Genomic DNA, 24608 nt, shown 5'->3' with positions numbered 1-24608 from the left:
TCTGAAACGGCGCAACCCTCTTAGATCACATATGTAGATTACAGGCACCAGCCTAGAGGCGGGCGCGTAGCTTATCGACAGTAAGGGGAAGATCACGAACAATTTCACCAATAGAACCAGCCGAAATTGCATCGTCGCCTGTGATGATGAATTCGATACCACCAGCATTACCTGTTGAAAGATACAGATTTTCCGCACCATCAACGACATAGATATCACCTTCACGCATAAGCTGTGTCATGACTTCTTCGCCATTATTACGGATGATTTCGACCCAGCTAGACCCTGTTGCGCGGATTGTAATTTCCTGCATCGGATCACGCTGATTAGCGACTGCCGAACTCTGGGTTACGTTGTTCGGATCATCTTCAAGCAAGATCGCACGCCCATCGTCTGATGGTGCAGGTGATAGGGCAGGCACACTATTTGATGCCATCTGCGTATCTGGCGTGTCTATATCAACGATCGGGGTTTCGCCATCGATAGCCGTTTCATCAGAGTCTGACACCACAACAACCGGATCAGCCACCACGTCCATATTAGCGGCAACGGTGTTATTTTTGATTTTCGGCATTTCAGGCGTCATCACATCTGCAACAGGCTCGATTACTGTCGGCGCATCTATTGCAGGCTTTGGCGCATCACCATCAACGTTCAACAGTTTTGCATCCTGCCCTTCGGCAAAGACCGTTTGTGCGGTGCCATCCGGCTCAATAACAGCGGGCGTGCCAATACCCGCCACTCCTGGGCCAGAATCAGGCATCACCGGTGCTGTTGCCACAATGGCTGAGCCATCGTTAGACTTGTCCGATTTGGTTTCAGTCCAGTACCAGCCAACATAACCAGCAACCGCAAGAACGACTGTGATTGATGCGATTAATGCACCCGAGCGCTGTGGCTTTACATTATTCTGCGGAAATGAATAGGTTGGCTGACGGTCAGCATCATCAACACGCCCTAGATAGGTACGCGCCAGATCATTACCGTCAAACCCAACAAGATTACCATAACTGCGCAGAAAACCGGCTACGTAAGTCGATGAGGGCAACGCTTCAAGGTCGCCCTTTTCGATGGCGTTCAAATAGCCTACATTGATTCGAAGTTGATTTGCGATATCAGCAACACTGCGTCCAGCTTCCTTGCGGGCAGCGCGCAGTTGAACGCCAATAGTCAAAAGCGTGTTGGCCAAAGACGTTTCGCTAATTTCTGTAATATTACTGTCTACCATACGCACAACCTGTCGTTTAGGTTTACATTAGATAAAATGAACATAAAAAGTCCATATGTCCAACAAAAAGATGTTTCAGATTATAAAAAGCGCATTAGAATCTTGCCGTTACACTCTAATGCTGACCCAAAAATACGGTTTCACACGCCAACTATCTATCCTGAAGATGTCAATAGTAAAGCTGTTAACTGTCGTCATCGAGACCAAATGCAGAATGCAAACTACGCACAGCCAGTTCGGTATATTCCGAATCTATCAGAACGGATATTTTGATCTCTGATGTTGAGATGACGGCAAGGTTAATCCCTTTTTCGGCAAGTGTTTCGAACATCGTTTTAGCAACACCAGGCTGGGACCGCATCGCCATACCAACGACTGAAATTTTGGTCACATTTTCTGATGAATCAATCCCATCATATTTCAGAGCACTTTTATTTTTTTCAATTATTTCAACAGCTTTATTTAAATCGGCTTGTCCCAGTGAAAAGGTAATATCGGTACGCTGACTTTGACTAGATGCGCTTTGCACAATCATATCGACATTCACATGATTCTGCGCGAGTTCACCAAAAACGCTAGCCGCAATGCCAGGCTCATCGGGCAGGCCGATAATGGTGATTTTTGCTTCATCCGGTGAATAGGCAATACCACTTATAGTTTCTTTTTCCATGACTGTATCCTCATCAACAACAAATGTGCCCGGCAGATCGGAAAAGCTGGACCGAACCTGCAAATTAACGTTATGGCGCATAGCCATAGCCACCGAGCGTGTTTGGAGTACTTTTGCCCCCAAAGAGGCCATTTCAAGCATTTCTTCAAAGGTAATGCTGTCTAATTTTTTTGCTTTTGGCGCGATTCGCGGATCGGTCGTATAAACCCCGTCAACATCCGTATAGATATCACAGCGATCTGCATCAAGCGCCGCCGCCAGTGCCACCGCCGATGTATCCGAGCCACCACGACCAAGCGTTGTGATCCGGCCATCAGGTCCAATACCCTGAAATCCGGCAACAACGGCGACCTGACCTTGCGCCAGCCTTTCGCGCATTTTCGAACTGTCAATATCGTCTATACGGGCTGATCCATGCAGATTATCGGTTCTGATCGGAATTTGCCAGCCAAGCCAAGAGCGCGCATCAACGCCAATATTCTGTAACGCAATCGATAACAGACCAACGGTGACCTGTTCGCCTGTTGCGACGATCGTGTCATATTCCCGCGCATCATGCATGGGGCCAATTTCGGATGCCCATTGCACAAGCTGATTTGTGGTGCCAGACATAGCAGACACAACGACGGCAACCTCATGGCCAGCATCGACTTCGGTTTTTACTTTTTTGGCGACATTACGGATGCGATCCAGATCCCCTACCGAGGTGCCGCCGAATTTTTGAACAATACGTGCCATTGATGTATGCTATCTAGCTAATAATTGATTATTTCACCGCAGTCTTAACGACTACTTCGCTTCGGGGCAAGTCCATGCAGTCCACAGTTGATCAAAAAGAAATAGATACCTTTGCCGCTTTGTCTGACAAATGGTGGGATATGAAAGGGCCGATGCGCCCTTTGCATAGCTTTACGCCGATCCGTGTGGATTATATCACCGATGCCATTCGCCGTGTCAAAGGCACGTTACCTGAGCAAGCACCCCTGCAGAATTTACGTATTCTTGATATTGGCTGTGGTGGCGGCTTGCTGGCCGAACCGATGGCGCGCCTTGGCGGCATTGTCACTGGCATTGATGTAACAAGCCCGGCTATTGACGCCGCCCGCACACATGCCAAAGCCAGTGGGCTGGATATCACCTATCACTGCCAAAGCGCCGAGGACTTGGCCGCAAGTGGTGCCACTTTCGATGTGATCTATGCCTCAGAAGTGATTGAACATGTCGCTGACCGGCAGATGTTTGTTGCCGCCATCGCCGATATGCTTGCCGAAAACGGGGTAATAGTGCTGACAACGATCAACCGTACCTTGCCCGCGATTGCCTTGGCCAAATATGCGCTCGAATATATTGTGCGCGTCGTACCGGCAGGCACACATGATCCAAAAAAATTCGTCAAACCTGCCGAATTGCGATCCGAATTCGCCGCGGTCGGCATTTTACTGGATGACGCGACTGGCTTTGCCCCACGCCCCGGTGGATTCAGCCAGGTTGCAAGTCTGGCAATCAATTATGGAATCAGCGGTAGCTGGATGCACACTAAATCTAATAGCGGATAGCAGATATTAGTCACTATAGGGCTTCACATGCCTTTAGCCGGTGTTGGTTTTAGTTATCCAGCGGCAATAAAGGTAACTCAACAATATCAATGCCTTCATCGTCAAGCTCGGCACGTTCTTTGGCTGTCGCATGGCCATAAATGCCTTCTGGTTCAGCTTCGCCATAATGCATCTTACGGGCTTCCTCGGCAAAGTCATTGCCAACATCACGGCACTCACTGCGAACTTTGCGTTGTAGCTGGCGCAGCTCGGACATCATTTCGGCCATCTGTTCAACGGCCTTTTCTGATATTCTTTCAGGTGGTTTTGCAGACGATTGTACCGGGCTTTTCACAGCCGCCGACATGCTCAAAGACGTTCCCGACTCTACAGCTGGCTTGCCTGTTCCGGCTTTTGGCACCGGAATATCTGTCTTGATTGCATCGTCAATCGTCGGGGGAAGCGGGGTTGGCGTTTTGCGCATTTTCGGGCTAGCCAGGCTCGGCGTCATGAGTGCCTTTTTAACAGATGTGATTTCGCAAACAGGACATGCAATATCACCCGACGCTTTTTGATCATCATAGGCGCCGGCATTCTGGAACCAGCCTTCAAAGCTGTGTGCATTTTCACATATCAGTTGATATTTTATCATTCACTTGACCTCGCATAGATCAAAGGCAATCCGATGACATTCATACTCTATTCTAGCCTGATTAAATCTTGCCATGGCAATGTTTATATTTTTTACCCGAACCACACGGACAAGGGGCATTTCGTGCCACTTTCCCTGATGGCATAGATGTTTGTGAAGACGGCGTATTGCCCGTAGCTACAGCTGGCGCCGCCTGGGTCTGGGCTTCGCTATCTTCGTCTGGTTGGCGTAATTCGACATGCGCCAGCACCATCGTTGTGGTTTCACGTAGGCCTGAAAGCAACTGTTCAAACATATCAAAAGCTTCACGCTTATATTCATTCAGCGGATCCTTTTGCGCATAAGCACGTAGCGAGATACCCTGTCGTAGCTGATCGAGACGCAGTAAATGCTCTTTCCATTGCTGATCCAGCACCTGAAGCAGTAGCGATTTTTCTGCCATCCGCATAACGTCTGGGCCAAGCCGAACAGCTTTTTCAGCCATATATTTATCAGCTTCTTCGATTAGGCGTTCTTCGATTTCGGGATCGGCAATGCCATCTTCTTTGAACCAGTCTGCCGCAGGCACGGTCAGGCCAAGCACCCGCTGGGCGTCGGCGGCCATCTGATCGGCATCCCATTGATCGTGATAGCTTCCTTGCGGAATGGCATTGGCGACAATCGTCGCAACCGCCTCACGCCGCATATCGCTGACAGTGTCCTGCACATCGGCAGCCCGCATGATTTCCTTGCGCTGGTCAAAAATAACGCTGCGCTGATCATTCATCACATCATCATATTTCAACAGCTGTTTACGAATTTCAAAATTGCGCGCTTCGACTTTGGTCTGGGCTTTTTCAACCGCTTTATTGATCCAGGGGTGAATGATCGCTTCGCCTTCTTCAAGCCCCAGCTTTTGCAGCATCCCATCCAGCTTTTCAGATCCGAAAATACGCATCAGATCATCCTGCAAAGACAAAAAGAATTTTGACGCGCCCGGATCACCTTGACGACCCGTACGGCCACGAAGCTGATTGTCAATCCGCCGTGATTCATGCCGCTCGGTACAGATCACATAAAGACCGCCAGCAGCAAGCGCCTCGGCTTTCAGCGTTTCAACCTCGGCGGTGATCGCCGCCGTGTCTTTATCGGCTTTGGCGCTATCGGGTTTGACCTCGGCAGCGATCCGCATTTCCAGATTGCCACCAAGCTGGATATCGGTTCCACGACCTGCCATATTCGTAGCAATCGTTACCGCGCCCGGCACACCTGCCTGTGCGATAATCCTAGCTTCTTCTTCATGAAAGCGCGCATTCAGAACCTGATGCTTGATTTTTTTGCTGGTCAGAACTTTCGATAGAGACTCGGATTTTTCGATGCTGATGGTACCAACCAGAACGGGTTGGCCGCGCGTCTGGCAATCAATGATCAGATCAATCACGGCGGCGTCGCGTTCTTCACCGGTGCGATAGACTTCGTCGTCATGATCGATACGCTGTATATCGCGATTGGTCGGTATCGCGGTCACATCCAGATTATAGATTTCGGAAAATTCGCCTGCCTCGGTCAAAGCTGTGCCAGTCATGCCAGCCAGCTTTTCATACATGCGGAAATAATTCTGGAATGTAACCGATGCAAGAGTTTGATTTTCAGCCTGAATTTCAACTTTTTCTTTAGCTTCAATCGCCTGATGCAAGCCATCGGAAAAGCGGCGGCCATCCATCGCGCGTCCGGTGAATTCATCAATGATGACCACCAGGCCACCTTTCAACATGTAATGCGTATCAAGCTGAAACAGCTTATGCGCTCTTAACGCCTGATTGACATGGTGAAGCAAGCCAACATTGTTGATATCGTATAATGTGCCTTCTTCGAATGCGCCTGCCGCCTTCAACAACACTTCGGCATGTTCGATACCATCTTCGGTTAGCGAGACAGAATTACCTTTTTCATCAAGGTCAAAATCGGTTTCGATCAAATCCGGGATGATCGCATCTGCGATTGTGTAGAGCGCGATATTGGTTTCGGCTGGCCCCGAAATAATCAGCGGGGTTCGTGCTTCATCAATCAGGATCGAGTCAACCTCGTCAACAATGGCAAAGTGATGGTCACGCTGAACCATGTCCTCAAGCCGGAATTTCAGATTATCGCGCAAATAATCAAAGCCAAACTCATTGTTGGTGCCATAAGTAATATCAGCATGATAGGCAGCACGGCGCGCATCGTCATCCATACCGGCAACAATACAACCAACGCTGAGACCTAGCTTTTCATAAACCTTGCCCATCCAAGCAGCGTCACGCGATGCCAGATAATCATTAACCGTAACAACATGCACGCCCTTACCATCAAGCGCATTCAAAAAACTCGCCAAGGTCGCAACAAGCGTTTTACCTTCACCTGTTTTCATTTCGGCAATCTGGCCATTATGGAGCGCTATGCCACCCATGAGCTGAACATCAAAATGACGTTGGCCAAGGGCACGTTTTGCCGCTTCGCGCACCAGTGCAAACGCCTCGGCAAGCAAACTTTCTTTATCGGTACCAGCTTCGACCTGGGTGCGCAAATCTTGTGCCTTGGCTTTTAGGCCCGCATCATCCAAATCTTCAAAACTTGTCTCAAGCGCATTAACCGCTTCAATCTGCGGCATGAAGCGCTTCACTGCACGATCATTCGAGTTACCAAACAGGCTTTTTGCCAATGAACCTAACATCTAAAATCCTCCAGCCAGGCGGCTGTTCTAAAATAGGCACGAGACCTAAACCAGGCTCTTTCGCACACTCATGGACATAGGCATAGACAGCCGTTTTGTCAATCAGAACGCCCTTTATAGATCAATTAGAATCATGTGGCTGCAAAGCTATGCTTGCAGTATCTTCCTGCCTTGGGTAACACTGTTTGTGTTAGCCTGACCGTGCGGCTTACAACGCTTTTTTCGGTTAGGATGTCTATGGTTTGTAAAAGCTATTAGCCCCAAGTTTAAAAAAACACTCAGAAGGTCTGTTCAATGCAAGTTATTCTCCGTTCATTTTGTGCGATTTTGATGCTTATCTTTGCCACTATGGCACATGCTGAAAGCCGTATTTCAGTTGCCACTGTCAATGGTGAAACAATCTGGCTCGATCAGGTCATGCAGGCAGCCGAAGGATTACCCCCAGAATATCGCAACAAGCCGATGCAGGACTATTTTGGCGATATTGTAGCCGATATCATCGATACCAAGCTGGCTGCCAAGGCTGGCGAGGCGGCAAAGCTTGCCGATGACCCGCTTGTTCAAGATGCCATGAAGCTGGCTAGTGAGCGCATCTTGGCCGAAGCTTGGCTAGCCGTCACAGTGCGTGAAAAGATGACAGATGAAGCCTTGCAACAGGCTTATGATACCTTTGTCGCTGATGAAGCATCGCGTGAACAGATCACCGCGTCACATATTCTGGTTGCCGCCGAAGATGACGCTGTTGCCATCATCAAAAGTTTGAATGATGGTGCTGATTTTGCCGAAATCGCAAAAGAAAAATCAACTGGCCCAAGCGGCCCGAATGGTGGCGAGCTTGGCACCTTTGGCCGTGGCCAGATGGTGCCCGCGTTTGAAACCGCCGCTTTCGCGCTTCCTGCTGGCGGTTTTTCGGCTAAGCCGGTACAGACCCAATTTGGCTGGCATGTGATTAAAGTCAGCGAAAAGGCTGTTAAGCCTGCGCCATCCTTCGACGCCATGCGCGACCAGCTTGTCAACAGTCTGTCACGCCAGCATCTTGGTCGCGTAATAGAAAGCCTGCGTGCCGATCAGACTATCGAATTACGTAGCTTTGAAGATGTCCGTACCGAAGTACAGACCAAAGCGCAGTAACAACATTCAGGTGCGCCCTTTCGGCGCGCTTTTTCAAAGGCGAGTCTGCATGTCCATTTCTCCGTTGGCACCTGATAGTTTTCCAGACATGCCGCCAATTGGCGGCCTATCACTGGCAACCGCAGCCAGTGGAATGAAATATCAGGGGCGCGACGATATGCTGTTGATGCGGAGCATAGCAGATAGCCATTTTGCCGGTCTGTTTACCCAAAGTGATACAGCAGCCGCGCCGGTGCAATGGTGTCAGGATCGGCTGGCACAAGCCCTATGCCAGAGCCGCCCAGCCGCAATTCTGACCAATGCCGGTAATGCCAATGCCTTTACTGGTAGCAAGGGACATCTTGCCACCATGGCCACAGCCGATGCGCTGGCTAAGGCTGGTCATATCGATAAAGATGCCATTCTGCTGGCATCTACCGGTGTTATTGGCGAGCCCCTAGATACTGATTGTCTGGCCGCCCAGATCCCGCATCTATTAGCCGATGACAAAGCCAGCTGGCATGATGCCGCCAAAGCCATCATGACCACCGACACCTTTGCCAAAGGCGCGACCAGCACCTGCCAGCTTGATGGCAAACAGGTCACTATTTGCGGCATTGCCAAAGGTTCGGGCATGATCGCACCCGATATGGCAACGATGCTTGGTTATATCGCAACCGATGCCGCGATCAGCCCTGATATGTTGCTTCATATTCTGCGCCGCGCTAACGCGCAAAGCTTTAACGCGATCACCGTCGATAGCGACACATCAACCAATGACAGTGTCTTTGCCATTGCCACCGGCGTTGCCGGCAATGATGAAATAACCAGCGAAGCACACACTGATTTCAATCACCTTTATCACGCGATAAAAACAGTGATGCTTGATCTAGCCAAGCAGATCGTGCGTGATGGCGAAGGTACCCAGAAATTAATAACAATCGATATTCTAGGCGCTGACAACGACTCAGATGCCTATAAAATAGGCATGTCTGTCGCCAATTCACCACTCGTCAAAACAGCTGTCGCAGGATGTGATGCCAATTGGGGGCGCATTGTCATGGCGGTTGGCAAAGCTGGTATAGGCATTGATCAAAATGTCATCGGCGTCCGCATTGGTGGCTTTGATGTTGCGCTGGCAGGTCAACGTGTCGAAAATTTTGACGAAACGCCCGTTGCTACCCATATGCAGGGGCAGAACATTGATATTGCTGTCTCTGTTGGCACGGGTTCGGGCACCGCACGGGTATATACCTGTGATTTAACGCATGGATATATTTCGATCAATGCCGACTACCGAAGCTAATCCCCAGCTACCACTTGTGTTGGTCAGTGCGGTGGCGCTGATTGATACTGATGGACGTATATTGCTGGCGCAACGTCCGGCACATAAAAGCATGGGCGGGCTATGGGAATTTCCCGGCGGTAAAATCGAATCGGGCGAAAGCCCCGAAGCCGCCCTGATCCGTGAATTGCAGGAAGAACTTGATATCAACACCAGCGAATCATGTCTGGCCCCGCTCAGCTTTGCCAGCCATGCCTATGATGATTTCCATCTATTGATGATGCTGTTTGCGTGTCGCCGCTGGCATGGGCGTCCGCGTCCTGTCGAAGGGGGTGCCCTGAAATGGGTGCGGCCAAACCAGCTTCGTGATTATCCGATGCCGCCTGCCGATATCCCGTTAATTCCGGTGTTACAGGATCTTTTATAATCACCCGGCCTCTGGATCCTGTTCTTCACTATTTAGCATATCAGCTAATCGATGCGTGGCACTGCCCGGGCGCATTGGTTTTTGCTGGCTTTCATGCGGTGCCCAGCCGGTCAGCGTAATGATTTCGAAACTAGCCGGAATAGTGCCATCATCATGACCATATTCGGCCTGATAAATTTCGGCCGCGCGCATAAATAAAGCACGGCTGGTTGGCCTGCGCAGACGATCCATCAAGGCATTCTGTTCACCCATCCCGCGCAGATCAGCCATCAAGCGGAACATGTTCGGATAGGTGATCGTCAGACGATCACTATCGGCAACCGGCAATGCCAGACCTGCCCGCCCCAGCAAGCCACCGATATCGCGGATATCCGCCATCGGCGCACAACGCGGGCTCAAGCCGCCATCAATTTCACTTTCTGCCGCGGCCAATGCGCTTCGTAACTCGGTCAGGCTGTTGCCACCAAGCATGCTGATCAATAACAGCCCATCCGGTTTAAGCGCCGCGCGCATTTGCGCCATGACGCCTGGCAGATCATCAACCCAATGCATCGTCAGACAGGAAAACACCGCGTCAAAGCTGCTTGGCCTAAACGGCACTCTGTCTATATCACAGGCAATCGCTGCTCCATGCGCCAGCGCATTGCTGGCAAATTTTGGCGATAAATCCGCATGAATAACCGTGCCGGTTTTTCCCAGCTTGGCAAGATGCCGCGATAGCACACCATCATGACAGCCAAAATCGAGACATAGATCAAAATCACGACGCACGAGTTCAAGCCGGTCAATCACGCGGATCGCCGCTTCCTCTTTTAAAAAGGAAAAATCAGCATAGCTGGCGGCGGCGCGATCACGATGATGGCGCAGGCTGGCTTTGTCGAACAGGATGGGCATCGGCTGGTTCATGCCTTTGATGTAATGGCTTCGGCCAGAACTGCAACCCTATTACCTTTACCGATGGCCGCATTAACCAGATATTCATATTAATCCTATAGGCTAATGACGGGAATATAAGTTACAGGAAAACAAGTTACGGGGGGCTTGATGGATTCTGGGTATTTGAATATCTGGTTCAACCAGCTAGCCAACATATTATTGCCGCATCTCTGTCCCCATTGTCGGACATTTTGCGAAGGTGCTGGTCTATGCGCCGCTTGCTGGCAACGGCTGGAACAAATTTCGACACCTTTTTGCAGTTGTTGTGGCCGTCCACTTCCCTATGCTTTGCCCGATACACGATGCGCCAGATGCTGGGTCGCACCACCACCACTTGCCAGCATCCGTGCCGCCTGCCGCTATGATGATATCGCCAGCACTCTCGTCATCCGCTATAAACATGCTGATGCCCTGCATCTTACCCCTTTACTAGCACGGCTTGTGCGGCGGTTCTTCGATGAATTATCAGAGCCAAATCAGCTTGTGATTCCAATCCCATTAGAACGACGCCGCTATTTCCGGCGCCGCTACAACCAGTCAGCCGAGTTGGCGCGCTATATGGCACCGGACAATTTTGCGCCCTCTTTGCTGATCCGTCAGCGCAACACACCCAGTCAGGCAGGTAAAAACCGGCAGCAACGCATTGATAATGTGCGCGGTGCCTTTGCCGTGCCAGCACATCAGAAACCGGCGCTTGCCAATCGCCCAATCATGCTGATCGATGATGTCATGACCACCGGCGCAACCTTGTTCGAAGCGGCAAAAACCTTGCAAATGGCTGGTGCTGGGTCAATATGTGGTCTGGTAATTGCGCGCGTAACCTGAAACAACGTACGTGCATTGTTTTGTTTATGATTATAGGGGCACAAGCAGATGGCCAAAATTGAAATTTATACACAGATGGGATGTGGCTATTGCGCCCGCGCGTTACGGCTACTGCAAGCCAAGAATGTTCCATTTGAACAGATCGATGTATCGCTGAACAGTGACTTGCGCGGCGAAATGACAAAGCGATCCGGAGGCCGCACCACCTCACCACAGATTTTCGTCGATGATGAACATATAGGTGATTCGGACGAAATTTTTGCCCTCGATCGGGCAGGCCACCTCGATAAATTGCTCAAGCTTGGGTCGTAAAATGCGTATCGCCGCCTTGCAATATTGTGCTGGTGCTACTGCCGATGTGACCTTTCCAGTCATCGAAACGCTGATTGCACAGGCCGTTGCCAAACAGGCGGACATGGTATGCTTACCAGAAGCGGCCAGCTTTCTGCCCACAAATCGTGAGGCTTTGTTCCAGCTTGCCGAACATACCCACGATAGTGCCAGCCTCAAACGCCTTCAGGCACAGGCCGCCACACATAAAATATGGCTGCTTGTCGGGTCGATGCTGATGCGGACAGCCGATGGCAAAAGCCCTATGAATCAAAGTCATTTGGTTAATCAAAGTCATCTGGTTAATCGTGGGCATTTAATTGATCCAAGCGGTGCCATTACCGCGATCTATGACAAGATACATATGTTTGACGCCAATGTTGCCGACGGACAGGTTTATGAAGAATCTGCCTATTTTCAGGCTGGCGATCAGCCGGTTTTGGCGCAAGTCGATGATCTGAACATCGGCATGACGATCTGTTATGATCTGCGCTTTCCGCATCTATATCGCCAATTGGCGCGTGATGGCGCTGATGTGTTGATGGTGCCCGCCGCCTTTACCCAGAATAGCGGCAAGGCACACTGGCATATTCTGTTACGCGCGCGGGCGATTGAAACAGGCTGTTATGTGGTGGCACCCGGGCAGATGGGCACGCATGCCGATGGCCGCGTCACCTATGGTCACAGTTTGATTGTGGCACCATGGGGCGAAATAGTCGCCGAGGCACAGGATGGTGAAGATGTCATTATCGCCGATATCGATCAAAGCCAGATTGAGTCAGCGCGCAAGGCCATCCCCGCGATCACAACGCATCCTATCTTAAAGCCGACCACGCTTAGCTAGTCCAGCTATCTTAATTCCAGCGAAAAAATGCTTAGGCGAGACCTTTATCGCCCATCTGCATATATTTTTGTGCTCGATCAGCGATTAAGTCTTTGCTGCTCATCCCAGCCATTGATTTAAGCTGTTTTTCGAACGCGTCACCCAATGCCGTAATCGCAGCAACTTGATCACGATGCGCACCGCCAAGCGGTTCGGTTACAACATCATCAACAACACCTAGCTTTTGCATATAATCCGATGTAATTCGCAGTGCTTCGGCCGCATCCTTTGCATGTTCGCCACTACGCCACAGGATCGACGCACACCCTTCGGGTGAAATCAGGCAATAGATCGCATGTTCAAACATGACAACGCGATTGCCCGCCGCCAGCGCAATGGCACCACCAGAACCACCCTCGCCGATGATCGCCGCTACCATTGGGGTTGGCAGACGCATACAGGAGCGGATCGATGTTGCGATCGCTTCGGCCTGACCCCGTTCTTCGGCACCACGCCCGGGATAGGCACCAGCCGTATCAATAAAGCTTAGAACCGGCAAACCAAAGCGGCCAGCAAGTTCCATCAGGCGGGTTGCTTTGCGATATCCCTCAGGGCGCACCATACCGAAATTACATTTGATACGTTCTTCGGTTGTGCTGCCTTTTTCGGTACCCATAACCATGACCGACTGGCCACGGAAACGCGCCATACCTGCAATCACAGCATGATCTTCGGCATAGTTACGGTCACCAGCAAGCGGCGTGAAATCTTCGAATAATTGATCGACAATACCACGCACTTTCGGGCGTTCAGGATGCCGTGCAACCTGCACCTTTTCCCAGGCACCCAGCTTTTCGTATGTCTGCTTGAGTTCACGCTCGATACGGGTTTGTAACTTGCCGATTTCGTCAGCGATATTAATGTTGCCATCAGTCGTCATATGGCGGAGTTCTTCAACCTTGCCTTCAAGGCTGGCAATAGGTTTTTCAAAATCAAGAAAATGTCGCATATATGAATCCTAAAAAGTACGTTTATATATTAACTATCTTGCGTCTTTGTGGCAAGGGGATGTGCGCTAGCCACCAGACCAGCAAGCCGGTCGGGGCGTGTCGCCGTATAAATCTGTGTGGTTGTAATGTCAGCATGACCAAGTAGCGTTTGCAGACTTCGCAAATCAGCACCTCGATTGAGCATATGTGTTGCAAAGGAATGGCGTAGCACATGCGGACTAACCCGATCGGGGTTGATTCCGGCAGCCAGTGCCAGTGATTTCAACAAGCTGGCAAATTGGTGACGCGTCATTGGCCCATCCCCCATTGGAAATAGATAATCCGACATCAGTGCCGCCGCATGGCGATCCCGTATCTCGATCCAATATTGTACCGCGGTTTTGGCCGCATCCCCCAGCGGCACCACACGTTCACGGCCACCTTTGCCTGTCACCAGCAGGCTTTCGGGATTCCGCCGGAATTGGGCAACCTGAAGCTTGACGACTTCGCTGACCCGCAAGCCGGTGGCATAAAATATTTCCAGAATAGCTCGCGCCCGTACCGCCGCCGCCTCAGGTTCAAGGGCATTTGCCGCTTTCAATAAGGCAATCACCTCGGCTTCAGTCAGGCTTTTGGGCGCTGGTGCTGGTACCGACGGGCTGTCGATCCAGCGCATCGGATTATCGATGCGGATATTATCTTCGACCAGCCAGCCCATGAACTGCCGCAAGGCACTAAGCCGCCGTGCAACCGAACGTGCCGACAAACGGCGCAGATGCCAAGCGTGAATAGCCTGTCGCAGATCATCAACGGTTGCATTATGTAATGTTTTATCAATCCCCTGCATAATAGTCGCGACATCATTCAAATCACGCCGATAGGCCGCCAGCGTATTCGCCGCCGACGCACGGTCAGCCGATAACGCCTGCAAAAATCCCTCGATATGAATGTTATCTTCAGGATTGATTAATGCGGTTTTATCCAACAAGTCACCCCGCTTATTATCCGGATGCCTATGCTTCACACCCTATGGTCTGGAATATTGATCAGCCTGCATCTGCATCCTGTTCACCAGCCACAAATTGCGCCATAAGATGCGCCCTAGCAATTTCACGCATCAGACGCATCGCAACTGTATCCTGCCCAACATCTCGCAAATGCTGGATCACAAGGCCAGCATCAGCCGGATCAATATTGGTGAAATCTGTCGATTGTAGCAACCAGCTTGCCAGCAGGATGGTTTCGGCAACCCGTTTCTTTGCGGCCGCTTCACCACAGGCACGTAACAGAACAGGCGATAGTTTTTCGCGGTTATAAGATGAATGTGTGCCACTTTGGAGCAGATCAAACCAGGATATATCCGGCGCGTTTATGCCGGCGGCGTGCAAAAGCGGTTGCAGATGCCATGTATCGAGCATCTGCATTGTATCAGCATCCCATACATCGCCTGCATTCAATGTCAGCAAGGTACGAATATGATCGGCTATCGGATTGCTAGCCTCAAGTATCGCAGGCACCGTTGCCGGATCAGCCAAGGCCAACAGAACATCAATATCAGCCAGCACGGCTTCATCAGGCATTGTTACGGTTGGCACAGTAACAGCCGCATTACCAGTCATACTCGCATTGTCATTCGCCCCGGGCGATGTCAGCGTGGCATTATTGTCCAAAACCGCATCAACCGGTGTCATGACTGCGGTTTGAGATTGCATCACTTCAAGCGCATTGATGGCAAGCTCGGCATAAAGTGGTAACATCAGACTGCCATTGCCCGCCGCAATCTCGCGTTTCATCGCCGCCACGATCAAGCCAAAAACCGCGTTGCTTTCATCAACATCAAGCGCACGCCATGCCATTGCCGAGGTCAGCGCACTAACCTCGCTATCAAGACGGGCCAAAGCTGATTGCGGGTTATCTTCACTATCACCAGCACTGCGCCATAATTTACCCGCTTCGCGCGGCGACACAAGACCCCGTTGCAACCCGTCATAGGTCGAAACCATTCGCGCATCATCGCTTAGATAACGAAGCGAGGTGATCGTCTGTGCCATTTGTGGTGGCATGATGGCGATCCCTTCAATCGGGATCGGACGGTGCAGAGCCTCCATCAGAACAATGTGAATTGTATCCAGCGTTGTCGGATCGATATCCTCAAACACAGTCCCAGTAAATAACTCGTCAACCAGACCCATAAAGGTCGGATCACCCATGCCAGTCGCCGCCAGCACGTCAGCGGCAAAGCGCGCCGAACTCATATCGCCCTGAACCGCATCACAGATAACTTTCGCCTGATGCCAGAATGGATCCAGCGTTATCACAATCTGCGCCGCCACCGTGGCACAGGCAATATCATCACGCCGGCTCATAAGATGGTGTTCGACAAGCCAGCGTTTCCAGCTTGCCCATTTTTCATTATCGGGTAGCTGTTCGACAAGCACGGCCAGATCGTCTGAACGGCCTGCGCGCGCCAGCCATGCCAAACGCGCACGTACCAGATCGCCAGCGATCATATTTGCACCCATTGGCGGCACTGACTGTCGGGCCACAACATCATAGGCCAAAGCCGATAAGCTTGGTGACTGGTTGGCGACAGCCCCATTTTCAAGCAGAAAGGCAGCGTTTTTGGCTGGTGTCCCGCGCCAGATCAAACTATCGAGGGTACTATTCTGGCGGGCTGTATCACTGACGCCAATCGCAGCCAGCCCAATATCGGAAATCTTGCGCCGACCAAGCTTGGCACTGCCATAGGCAGCGCTGGTACTTTCCAAGGTCTGAATTTCGGCCAAGGTCTGAATTTCGGCCAAGGTCTGAATTTCGGCATCAAGCGGGGCATCTTTTGTGGTGTCGGCGGTGGTATCTTGCGTCACCATGACATCCATTTGCTCGTCCACTTGCGCGGTCACAGGGCTTGAGACATTCCGGCTATCAGCATCAACAGTTAATGACGGTGCACGCGCAACCCCCATATCAGCACCATCTGATAATGTTTGTGACGGGTCATAAATAATGACTTCACTTTCATTATCGCCAGCCAGCGTCGATGGGGTGCCAAGCGAAATCAGATCTAACGGCTTGGGTGAACTGGCGCTATTATTATCCTGCGCCAAGGCTTGCAGTGACGCCAAAGACGTCATCGATAAGGTCAACGCAACCAGCATCCCTATCGTCGCGACAGACTGACTATTTCGGAAGATTTTCATTCGGAATAACCTTATTAACAACAACTGTTGGTGCCGGAATCTGCCAGCCTGACAGGGCAATCAATCCGGCTGACGCCAGTCCGATGAAGAAAATCAAAAAAATAGCAATTCGTATCATATTATCTCCAACCCATGGGTAAGACTGTCTGCTCACTGTTCCCACAACCCGATATCCTATAATCCGGTATCCAGTAATAAGGTATGTATTGCCAGATTATGTCGTTAATAGGGCAAATTTTCTACCCTATTGTACTTTTGACCTGCATATGCAGGAAAACTATGTCATTAAAAGCCAATGATAGAGCTGATGCTGTCGCTATGCTTGGCCTATTCCCCTCGACGAGAACTGGGCGTATAATAAAGACTATGGAACAAAAAGTGCAAAAGCCGCAGAATATGGCAGGATCGTTGACGCAAAATTATAACGGCCCCCCAATCACACGGCCTATCGCTCTGGTCGGTTTGATGGGATGCGGTAAATCAATGGTTGGGCGCAATCTGGCGGCGATGTTCCAGATACCGTTTGCCGATAGCGATACCGCCATCGAACGTGCGGCCGGTGTGACCGTTGCGGATATTTTTGATCTTGCGGGCGAGAACAAATTCCGGGAAATGGAATATCGTGAAATCGAGATTTTGCTTGGCGGCACCCCCGCCGTCATTGCCACTGGTGGCGGTGCCTTTTGCCAACCAGACACAGCGTCATTATTGCGCGATAAAGCGCTGGTTGTCTGGTTGAAAGCCAAACCCGAAACTTTATTGTCCCGGATCGGCAATGTAGATAGCCGTCCACTTTTGCATAACAAACATAGCCAGAAGCAAGGCAATGAAACGCCCATTGAAATTCTGACCCGTCTGAATGAGGTCAGGACACCTTTTTACGAGCAGGCACATCTGCATGTGAACACTGACGGCCTGAGTAAACGGCAAGCGGCTTCCAAAGTCATGAATGCCATTGCCGACAAGCTGGCCATCATTAACACGTCAACCATCTCAAGCACATCTAAGGGCGCATAGGGTCGATATGCAGAATCTCTCACAGCTTACAGTTGGCCTTGGTGACCGCGCTTATAACATCGTCATCGGACCTGGGTTGCTGGCGCAAGCAGGCGATATTCTGGGCCCGATTGCCGCTGACCGGCATATTGTCATTATCAGTGACGAACAGGTTGCCGCTTTGCATCTTGCTTCGCTTCAGACAAGCCTGACCAAAACGGCGCGCAAAATTGACGCTTTGACCGTACCAGCTGGCGAAACCAGCAAGTCGATGTCGGTGCTGGCGCGGTTGCTTGATGATATACTGGCGCTTGGCGTCGATCGGTCTGTTCTGCTCATTGCTTTTGGTGGCGGCGTCATCGGTGATCTGGCCGGCTTTGCAGCTGCCAGCCTGTTGCGCGGCGTCGATTTTGTGCAGATCCCAACATCGCTTCTGGCACAGGTCGATAGCTCGGTTGGTGGCAAAACCGGTGTCAATGCGGCCAAAGGCAAAAATCTGATCGGTGCGTTTTACCAGCCTAAAGCCGTGCTTGCCGATACGGCGCTTCTGGCTAGCCTGCCACCACGTGAACTGTGCGCCGGTTTTGCCGAAGTGATTAAATATGGCTTGCTTGGCGACCGTGACTTTTTCGAATGGTTAGAGGCCAATGGTCAAAATGTGCTGGCGCTTGATGATGCGGCGATTGCGCATGCTGTCTATACATCTTGCGCCGCCAAAGCGCGTATTGTCGAAGCCGATGAACGCGAAGCTGGTCAACGCGCCCTGCTGAATTTGGGGCATACCTTTGCCCACGCCTTTGAAGCTGAAGCCAAATATGATGGCCGATTGCTCCATGGCGAGGCTGTTGCGGCTGGTATGGGGCTTGCTTTTGACCTGTCAGTTGCGCTTAATATTTGTAATGGACAGGATGCCGGCCGGTGCAAAGCCTTGCTGGAAGCAAGCGGATTGCCAAGCGGATTATCAAATCTGCCAGCCGGACGTGCATCAGCAGACACCCTGCTTGGCCATATGAAACATGATAAAAAGGTCAAAGATGGCACTATGCATTTTGTTCTTGTAAGATCGATTGGCGATGCTTTTGTCAGTGGTGATGTACCGCCCGAAACCGTTTTAGCCTTATTGGAGTAGGCATACCGTGATGAGCGATAGTTTATGGACTATCTCGGCCTTGATTGTAATTCTGATTCTAGCTTCAGCATTCTTTTCCAGCGCCGAGACCGCCTTGACCGCCGCCTCGGATGCGCGGATGCGCCAGCTGGCAACCAAAGGCAATAAGAATGCAAAAATTGTTGAATCTTTGCGGGCAGATCGTGAAGGTCTGATCGGGGCGATCCTGATTGGTAATAACGCGGTCAATGTGCTTGCATCGGCGATTGCTACATCCCTTTTCATCACCCTTTATGGTGAGGCTGGCCTGCTTTGGGCAACAATAACCATGACTGTACTGTTGGTTGTGTTTGCCGAAGTGATGCCAAAGACATATGCCCTGACCTATGCTGACCGTTATGCGCTGACCATCGCACCAGTGATCCGCATTGTGGTGCTGGCATTAAGCCCGCTGGCGCTTGCCATTCGCTGGCTTGCGTCAATAACAATCCGCGCCAGATCGGATGAGGATACAGATCGTGAAGAGGAGTTAAGGGGACTGATCGAACTGCATGGCGCTGATGGTGACGATGATGATCGTGAAACCCAGGCGATGCTGTCGTCGATCCTTGATCTGAACGAATTGACCGTCGAACAGATCATGACGCACCGTGGTAGTGTCAACATGATCAATGCCGAAGATGATCTTGATGATATTTTACGCCGGGTTCTGGAATCACCACATACACGCCATCCGGTCTTTGCCGGCACATCAGACAATATTATCGGCGTTTTGCATGTAAAGGACCTGCTGCGCTCAATCGGCCATCTTGGTGAAAATGTGAGTGAAAACGGCAATGGCAACAAATTTGTCCAGGATATTGCTAGCCCAGCCTATTTTATTCCCGAAACAACCTTGTTGTTTGACCAGTTGCAGTCATTCCGGAGCCGGCGCGAACATTTTGCTGTTGTGGTTGACGAATATGGCGATTTTCGTGGCATTGTCACGCTGGAAGATATTCTGGAAGAAATCGTTGGTGACATTGATGACGAGCATGATATCGACCTGCCTGGCCTGACCCCGCAGGCCGATGGGTCATGGCTGGTCGATGGCAGTGTTACAATCCGCGATCTGAACCGTGCGCTTGGCTGGCAATTGCCAGATGAAGACGCCTCGACATTGGCCGGACTTGTGCTGTTTGAAAGCCGCACAATCCCAATGCCTGGACAGGAATTCCGGTTTCACAATATTCGTTTCCGTGTGGTCAAACGTGATGGCAACCGGATCACTAGTCTGCGGCTATGGTCACATTAAACCAATATAGGTGATGCCATGACATCAATTTATGACGGCAAACGCCCCACAGCTCTAAGTGCACCTGTTGCGCGCGAAAAACGGCATCAACGCAAAATCACCGTGAACGGGTTTTTACGTACCGACGGGCTATATGATATCGAGGCCGAACTGACCGATCACAAGACCTATTCTTTCCCTAGTGATTTTCGCGGCATGGTAACACCCGACCAGCCTGTGCATCACATGCATGTCCGAATCACCATCAATAATGATATGGTCATCCAATCAGCCGAAGCGGTGACGCTGGCAGGCCCTTATGAAATCTGTCCGGTAGCAAATGATGTGTTTGCCGATCTGGCTGGTTTGCAGATTGGCCCCGGATGGCGTCGCCGGATGATGGCCGCAATTGGTGGTCGGCATGGCTGTACGCATATCACCGAACTGATGGGGCCCGTAGCAACAATCGCCTTTCAAACCCGTTATGGCGAAGAAGCCCGTCAGCGTCGTGAAACCGGACAGCTCAGTGACAAAGATACACAACGCGCAAATGCAGCCTTGCGCAACAGTTGTGTTGGCTATGCCGATGATACGGCGCCATAAGGTGGAGAACGGCTAGCTAGCTGACAGATGCATTTCCAGCGCGTGAATTCCGTTTGCCAGCTCATCGGCAAGCAGATTGTTAACCATTCGATGCTGTTGCACACGGCTTTTTCCGTTAAATTGCGGCGACGTGATGGTTAGTTTGAAATGTGTTTCACCACCTTCGCGCCAGCCGCCATGTCCCGCATGTTCATGACTGACGTCTAAAACTTCGATAAAATCAGTCTGCAAAGCAGTTTTCAATTTAGCAGCTATAGCCTCGGCTTTGGTCATGTGTTATCTCCAATGAGGGGGATGCCTTGATTGGCGGTTTTGTTGGTTTATACTGGATACTATTATGACACGATCCTCTATACCAGATATCAATCTGCCTGACGATGATGAGTCTGCACATACACGGCAATGTGCGGCAGACAGCTGTATGCAAGAAGGCATTCACCGGGCCCCGAAATCACGCAACGCCTTGCGTGATTATATCTGGTTCTGTCTGGATCATGTGCGCGCCTATAACCGGGCCTGGAATTATTATGAAGGTTTGCAAGGGGCAGCGCTCGAAGCCGAAATCCGCCACGCCACAACATGGGAGCGCCCAAGCTGGAAATTTGCCACTGGCCAGCCTTCGGATCAGGTGTTTGATGATGTTATGGGGTTGTTCGATTTTGAAAATCGTGATGGCACCAAAACCACGCGCCAGCTCAGCAAGGAAGAAAGACAGGCATGGCGAGTGATGCAATTAGAGCCCATTGATGATATTGAAATCGTAAAGCGTCAATACAAGCAATTAGCCAAACAAAATCACCCTGATAAAAATAGGGGTGACGCGGGTGCCGAAGAACGGCTAAAAGATATTAATCTGGCCTATGCGCTTATTTGTAAATCTATTGAAAGTAGCGGCAAACCCGCCGCACAATAAAGACCCCATTATTTTGCCCAGGAGTGAATCCCGCCATGTCAAATGAGTCAAAAATCGTGTCTGCATCTGCACATCCCCTAGCTGCGCCAGATATCACTGTGAATGCGCGTGATGTGTTCGGTATCGATGTTGACATGCAGGTTCCGGCATTTAGCCAAGGATCGGACTATGTGCCGGTCAAGGATGAAACCTATCAATTTGATACAGATACGACGCTAGCCATTCTGGCTGGTTTTGGTTTTAACCGTCGGGTCATGATTCAGGGCTATCATGGTACGGGTAAATCAACCCATATCGAACAGGTTGCCGCACGGCTGAACTGGCCATGTATCCGCATCAATCTGGACAGCCATATAAGCCGGATTGATCTCATTGGTAAAGACGCGATTGTGCTTCGCGATGGCAAACAGGTCACCGAATTCCGCGAGGGTATTCTGCCTTGGGCATTACAGAATCCAGTGGCGCTTGTATTTGACGAATATGATGCTGGCCGTGCCGATGTGATGTTCGTGATTCAGCGGGTGCTGGAAGTTGATGGCAAGCTGACCTTGCTGGACAGTAACAAGGTGATTCATCCACATCCTAATTTTCGCCTTTTCGCTACCGCCAATACCGTTGGCCTAGGTGATACAACTGGTCTTTATCATGGCACCCAGCAGATCAATCAGGGGCAGATGGATCGCTGGTCGATTGTCTCGACATTGAACTATCTGCCACATGATGATGAAGTCGGCATCGTCAAAGCCAAATTACCCGAATATGCTGATGCCAAAGGCAGTGAAACACTGAACAAGATGGTGCGCATGGCCGACCTGACCCGCAAGGGCTTTATGTCAGGCGATCTATCGACAGTTATGTCGCCACGTACGGTGATCACCTGGGCCGAGAATACAAGCATTTTTGGCGATATGACACTGGCGTTCCGGCTGAGCTTTTTGAATAAATGTGATGAAATTGAGCGTCCTACCGTGGCCGAATATTATCAGCGTTGCTTTGGCATTGATTTGCCTGAAGCGCCTGTCCGTCAGGCCAATGCAAGCTAGTTCTTTTTCCTATCGCTCATGGATCCAATAGTCAGGACGCATCATGCCAGATCACGATCCCAAATTTGACAAGGAAGCCCAATTCCTGAAATCCAATGCAGCAGCCTTGCGGGCGGTGGCAGGTGTCAAGGAATGTCAGGTTACCTATGCAGGCACTGATACGCATGTCGGCACGGATGATGTGCGCCTGCCCGCCTTGCCCCCAACAGCCACCGCCGCCCAGAAAGCAAGCTTGCGGGGGGCTGCCGATGGTGCGGCTTTGTGGATTGCCCATCATGATCCAAAGACACATAAGAAACATTGTCCGAATCCTGATGGCGCACGCGCTATTTTCGAATCAGCCGAGCGCGCCCGCGTCGAAGCCATTGGTGCGAACGATCTTGCTGGCGTTGGTGCCAATCTAACCGCCGCCTTGAACCAACGATATGAAACCCGCCAGATCGAAGCGCCAGGCAGCGCTGATGAAGCGGGTATCGCCGAAGTTGTACGCCTGTTACTGCGCGAAGAGTTGACCGGCGCGCCGCCGCCACAGACTCTATCTATGGTGATGGATTTATGGCGCCCATGGGTAAAATCACGGGCTGGTGATCTGCTGGATCAACTAGAAGCCAATATTGATGATCAAAGCCAGTTTGCCGAAATCTCACGGCGCCTGATCGGGGCTTTAGAAACCGATCTTGGTGATGCGTCTTCAAATCCGGATGATGACGCCGACGAAGGTAGTGATGAGGATGATAGTGGGGACAGCCAGAGCGATCAGGATGGCGAGCAGTCGGCTGTTGGCGAAGACCAATCCGAAGGTGACGATAGCCAGTCCATGGATGATGCGGGCGATTCCGGTTCGTCGCAAGAAGGCGAAATGGGCGAAGCCGACGGCGCCGAAGAAGGCATGTCCGATGGCGATTCACCAAATTCAGATATGACTGGTCATAATGCCAATCGCGGCACTGCCGATGATAGCTACCGTACATTTGAAACCAAGTTTGACGAAATTGTTTCAGCTGCCGACCTGTGCGATCCGGAAGAACTTGATCGTCTTCGTACAATGCTAGACCGCCATATGGAAAATGTGACATCGGTGGTTGGCAAACTGGCCAACCGGCTACAGCGTAAATTGATGGCACATCAGAACCGGTCTTGGGATTTTGATCTTGAAGAAGGCATTCTGGATGCGGCGAAATTACATCGGGTTGTAACCCAGCCTTTGAGCGCCCTATCCTATAAGCAGGAACAAGATACCAAATTCCGCGATACGGTTGTGACCTTGTTGCTGGATAATTCCGGATCAATGCGCGGGCGTCCCATCACGATTGCCGCCGTCACCGCCGATATTCTGGCACGCACCCTCGAACGCTGTGGTGTAAAGGTCGAAATTCTTGGCTTTACCACACGCGCATGGAAAGGGGGCCAGTCACGCGAATTATGGCAACAGGCTGGCAAACCAGCCGCACCAGGCCGCCTGAATGATCTGCGCCATATTATTTATAAGCCAGCCGATGTGCCATGGCGGCGCGCGCGTAAATCACTGGGGCTGATGTTGCGTGAAGGCATTCTGAAAGAAAATATCGATGGCGAAGCCCTGTTATGGGCGCATGAGCGTTTGCTTGGCCGCAACGAAGACCGCCGAATCATGCTGGTCATTTCCGATGGCGCCCCGGTTGATGATTCCACCTTGTCGGTTAATAGCGGCAGTTATCTGGAACGGCACCTGCGCGAGGTCATTGCCTATATTGAAGGGCGGTCGCCTATTGAATTGCTGGCTATCGGCATCGGACATGACGTTACCCGCTATTATCGGCGTGCGGTCACAATTACTGATGTTGATCAGCTTGGTGGTGCCGTTGTTGGACAGCTTACCGACCTATTTGACGAAGACACAATACGGCGCGGTAAAAAAGTTGCTTAACCAGTTTATATAAATATAGACCCAAAAAAAACCCCGCCAGAAGCGGGGTTTTATTTGATATGAA

Annotated in this window: 24 protein-coding genes; 14 read left to right on the top strand and 10 right to left on the bottom strand. The window is 51.0% G+C overall.

Annotated elements, in window-relative coordinates; genetic code table 11:
- Positions 1–52: 52 nt before the first annotated feature.
- Both SAR116_RS09895 and SAR116_RS09890 read right to left on the bottom strand, forming a co-directional pair.
- Positions 53–1228, bottom strand: a complete 1176-nt coding sequence (locus SAR116_RS09895) for a helix-turn-helix domain-containing protein (protein ID WP_013046798.1) — start codon at positions 1226–1228, stop codon at positions 53–55.
- 184 nt (positions 1229–1412) lie between these two features.
- Positions 1413–2636, bottom strand: coding sequence for an aspartate kinase (locus SAR116_RS09890; RefSeq protein ID WP_013046797.1), 1224 nt, complete (start codon positions 2634–2636; stop codon positions 1413–1415).
- A 74-nt stretch (positions 2637–2710) separates the two neighbouring features.
- Between SAR116_RS09890 and ubiG the strand changes: the two genes are divergently transcribed.
- Positions 2711–3454, top strand: a complete 744-nt coding sequence (ubiG, locus tag SAR116_RS09885; protein WP_013046796.1) for a bifunctional 2-polyprenyl-6-hydroxyphenol methylase/3-demethylubiquinol 3-O-methyltransferase UbiG — start codon at positions 2711–2713, stop codon at positions 3452–3454.
- 49 nt (positions 3455–3503) lie between these two features.
- Here ubiG and SAR116_RS09880 read toward each other — a convergent pair whose 3' ends face one another.
- On the bottom strand, positions 3504–4085 hold the full coding sequence (locus SAR116_RS09880; protein ID WP_013046795.1) for a DUF1178 family protein: 582 nt from the start codon (positions 4083–4085) through the stop codon (positions 3504–3506).
- Between the two features lie 61 nt (positions 4086–4146).
- On the bottom strand, positions 4147–6777 hold the full coding sequence (gene secA, locus SAR116_RS09875; RefSeq protein WP_013046794.1) for a preprotein translocase subunit SecA: 2631 nt from the start codon (positions 6775–6777) through the stop codon (positions 4147–4149).
- A gap of 294 nt (positions 6778–7071) precedes the next feature.
- On the opposite strand from secA, the gene SAR116_RS09870 reads away from it, so the two are divergent.
- Genes SAR116_RS09870 through SAR116_RS09860 form a run of 3 tightly spaced genes read left to right on the top strand, consistent with a single transcriptional unit; the run spans position 7072 to position 9599 of the window.
- Positions 7072–7908, top strand: a complete 837-nt coding sequence (locus SAR116_RS09870) for a peptidylprolyl isomerase (protein ID WP_013046793.1) — start codon at positions 7072–7074, stop codon at positions 7906–7908.
- Between the two features lie 49 nt (positions 7909–7957).
- Entirely contained in the window at positions 7958–9193 is a 1236-nt protein-coding gene (gene argJ, locus SAR116_RS09865; protein WP_041860903.1) for a bifunctional glutamate N-acetyltransferase/amino-acid acetyltransferase ArgJ, read from the top strand.
- Positions 9174–9599 carry a (deoxy)nucleoside triphosphate pyrophosphohydrolase gene (locus SAR116_RS09860; RefSeq protein ID WP_049757525.1) on the top strand — a complete coding sequence of 142 codons (426 nt, stop codon included), beginning with the start codon at positions 9174–9176 and terminating at the stop codon, positions 9597–9599. The genes argJ and SAR116_RS09860 overlap by 20 nt, the downstream gene beginning before the upstream one ends.
- On the opposite strand, the gene SAR116_RS09855 is transcribed toward SAR116_RS09860, so the two are convergent.
- Entirely contained in the window at positions 9600–10493 is an 894-nt protein-coding gene (locus tag SAR116_RS09855; RefSeq protein ID WP_238531146.1) for a methyltransferase domain-containing protein, read from the bottom strand.
- 150 nt (positions 10494–10643) lie between these two features.
- On the opposite strand from SAR116_RS09855, the gene SAR116_RS09850 reads away from it, so the two are divergent.
- From SAR116_RS09850 to SAR116_RS09840, 3 genes are read left to right on the top strand one after another with little or no spacing between them, the layout of a single operon-like run.
- On the top strand, positions 10644–11360 hold the full coding sequence (locus tag SAR116_RS09850) for a ComF family protein (protein WP_013046789.1): 717 nt from the start codon (positions 10644–10646) through the stop codon (positions 11358–11360).
- Positions 11361–11408: 48 nt separating this feature from the next.
- Positions 11409–11672, top strand: a complete 264-nt coding sequence (grxC, locus tag SAR116_RS09845) for a glutaredoxin 3 (protein ID WP_013046788.1) — start codon at positions 11409–11411, stop codon at positions 11670–11672.
- A gap of 1 nt (position 11673) precedes the next feature.
- On the top strand, positions 11674–12534 hold the full coding sequence (locus tag SAR116_RS09840; protein ID WP_013046787.1) for a carbon-nitrogen hydrolase family protein: 861 nt from the start codon (positions 11674–11676) through the stop codon (positions 12532–12534).
- Between the two features lie 31 nt (positions 12535–12565).
- Here SAR116_RS09840 and SAR116_RS09835 read toward each other — a convergent pair whose 3' ends face one another.
- The 4 genes from SAR116_RS09835 to SAR116_RS13750 all read right to left on the bottom strand — a co-directional run bounded on the left by SAR116_RS09835 (position 12566) and on the right by SAR116_RS13750 (position 16820).
- Positions 12566–13522, bottom strand: coding sequence for an acetyl-CoA carboxylase carboxyltransferase subunit alpha (locus SAR116_RS09835; RefSeq protein ID WP_013046786.1), 957 nt, complete (start codon positions 13520–13522; stop codon positions 12566–12568).
- Between the two features lie 29 nt (positions 13523–13551).
- Entirely contained in the window at positions 13552–14487 is a 936-nt protein-coding gene (locus SAR116_RS09830) for a tyrosine recombinase (protein WP_013046785.1), read from the bottom strand.
- A 61-nt stretch (positions 14488–14548) separates the two neighbouring features.
- Entirely contained in the window at positions 14549–16702 is a 2154-nt protein-coding gene (locus SAR116_RS09825; RefSeq protein ID WP_013046784.1) for a hypothetical protein, read from the bottom strand.
- Positions 16683–16820, bottom strand: a complete 138-nt coding sequence (locus SAR116_RS13750) for a hypothetical protein (RefSeq protein ID WP_190275440.1) — start codon at positions 16818–16820, stop codon at positions 16683–16685. The genes SAR116_RS09825 and SAR116_RS13750 overlap by 20 nt, the downstream gene beginning before the upstream one ends.
- Before the next feature lie 161 nt (positions 16821–16981).
- Here SAR116_RS13750 and SAR116_RS09820 point away from each other — a divergent pair, with 161 nt between their 5' ends.
- The 4 genes from SAR116_RS09820 to SAR116_RS09805 are packed head-to-tail and all read left to right on the top strand — an operon-like array spanning position 16982 to position 20682.
- Positions 16982–17719, top strand: a complete 738-nt coding sequence (locus tag SAR116_RS09820; protein ID WP_013046783.1) for a shikimate kinase — start codon at positions 16982–16984, stop codon at positions 17717–17719.
- Between the two features lie 7 nt (positions 17720–17726).
- Entirely contained in the window at positions 17727–18827 is a 1101-nt protein-coding gene (gene aroB, locus SAR116_RS09815) for a 3-dehydroquinate synthase (protein WP_013046782.1), read from the top strand.
- A gap of 10 nt (positions 18828–18837) precedes the next feature.
- Positions 18838–20100 (top strand): HlyC/CorC family transporter, encoded by a 1263-nt coding sequence (locus SAR116_RS09810; RefSeq protein ID WP_041860901.1) that lies wholly within the window; start codon positions 18838–18840, stop codon positions 20098–20100.
- Positions 20101–20118: 18 nt separating this feature from the next.
- A complete protein-coding gene (locus SAR116_RS09805; protein WP_013046780.1) occupies positions 20119–20682 on the top strand; it encodes a DUF2889 domain-containing protein in 564 nt (187 codons plus the stop codon).
- A 12-nt stretch (positions 20683–20694) separates the two neighbouring features.
- Here the strand turns inward: SAR116_RS09805 and SAR116_RS09800 are convergent, their stop codons facing one another.
- Positions 20695–20955 carry a BolA family protein gene (locus SAR116_RS09800; RefSeq protein WP_013046779.1) on the bottom strand — a complete coding sequence of 87 codons (261 nt, stop codon included), beginning with the start codon at positions 20953–20955 and terminating at the stop codon, positions 20695–20697.
- 64 nt (positions 20956–21019) lie between these two features.
- On the opposite strand from SAR116_RS09800, the gene SAR116_RS09795 reads away from it, so the two are divergent.
- From SAR116_RS09795 to cobT, 3 genes are read left to right on the top strand one after another with little or no spacing between them, the layout of a single operon-like run.
- Positions 21020–21595, top strand: a complete 576-nt coding sequence (locus SAR116_RS09795) for a J domain-containing protein (protein ID WP_013046778.1) — start codon at positions 21020–21022, stop codon at positions 21593–21595.
- Between the two features lie 35 nt (positions 21596–21630).
- The gene (gene cobS, locus SAR116_RS09790) at positions 21631–22638 is read left to right on the top strand and encodes a cobaltochelatase subunit CobS (protein WP_013046777.1); all 1008 of its coding nucleotides are present in this window, start codon (positions 21631–21633) and stop codon (positions 22636–22638) included.
- Between the two features lie 43 nt (positions 22639–22681).
- On the top strand, positions 22682–24544 hold the full coding sequence (cobT, locus tag SAR116_RS09785; protein ID WP_013046776.1) for a cobaltochelatase subunit CobT: 1863 nt from the start codon (positions 22682–22684) through the stop codon (positions 24542–24544).
- Positions 24545–24608 lie beyond the last annotated feature (64 nt).

The organism is Candidatus Puniceispirillum marinum IMCC1322, from assembly GCF_000024465.1.
Lineage (GTDB): Bacteria > Pseudomonadota > Alphaproteobacteria > Puniceispirillales > Puniceispirillaceae > Puniceispirillum > Puniceispirillum marinum.
This window is presented reverse-complemented; position numbering and strand designations above follow the sequence as displayed.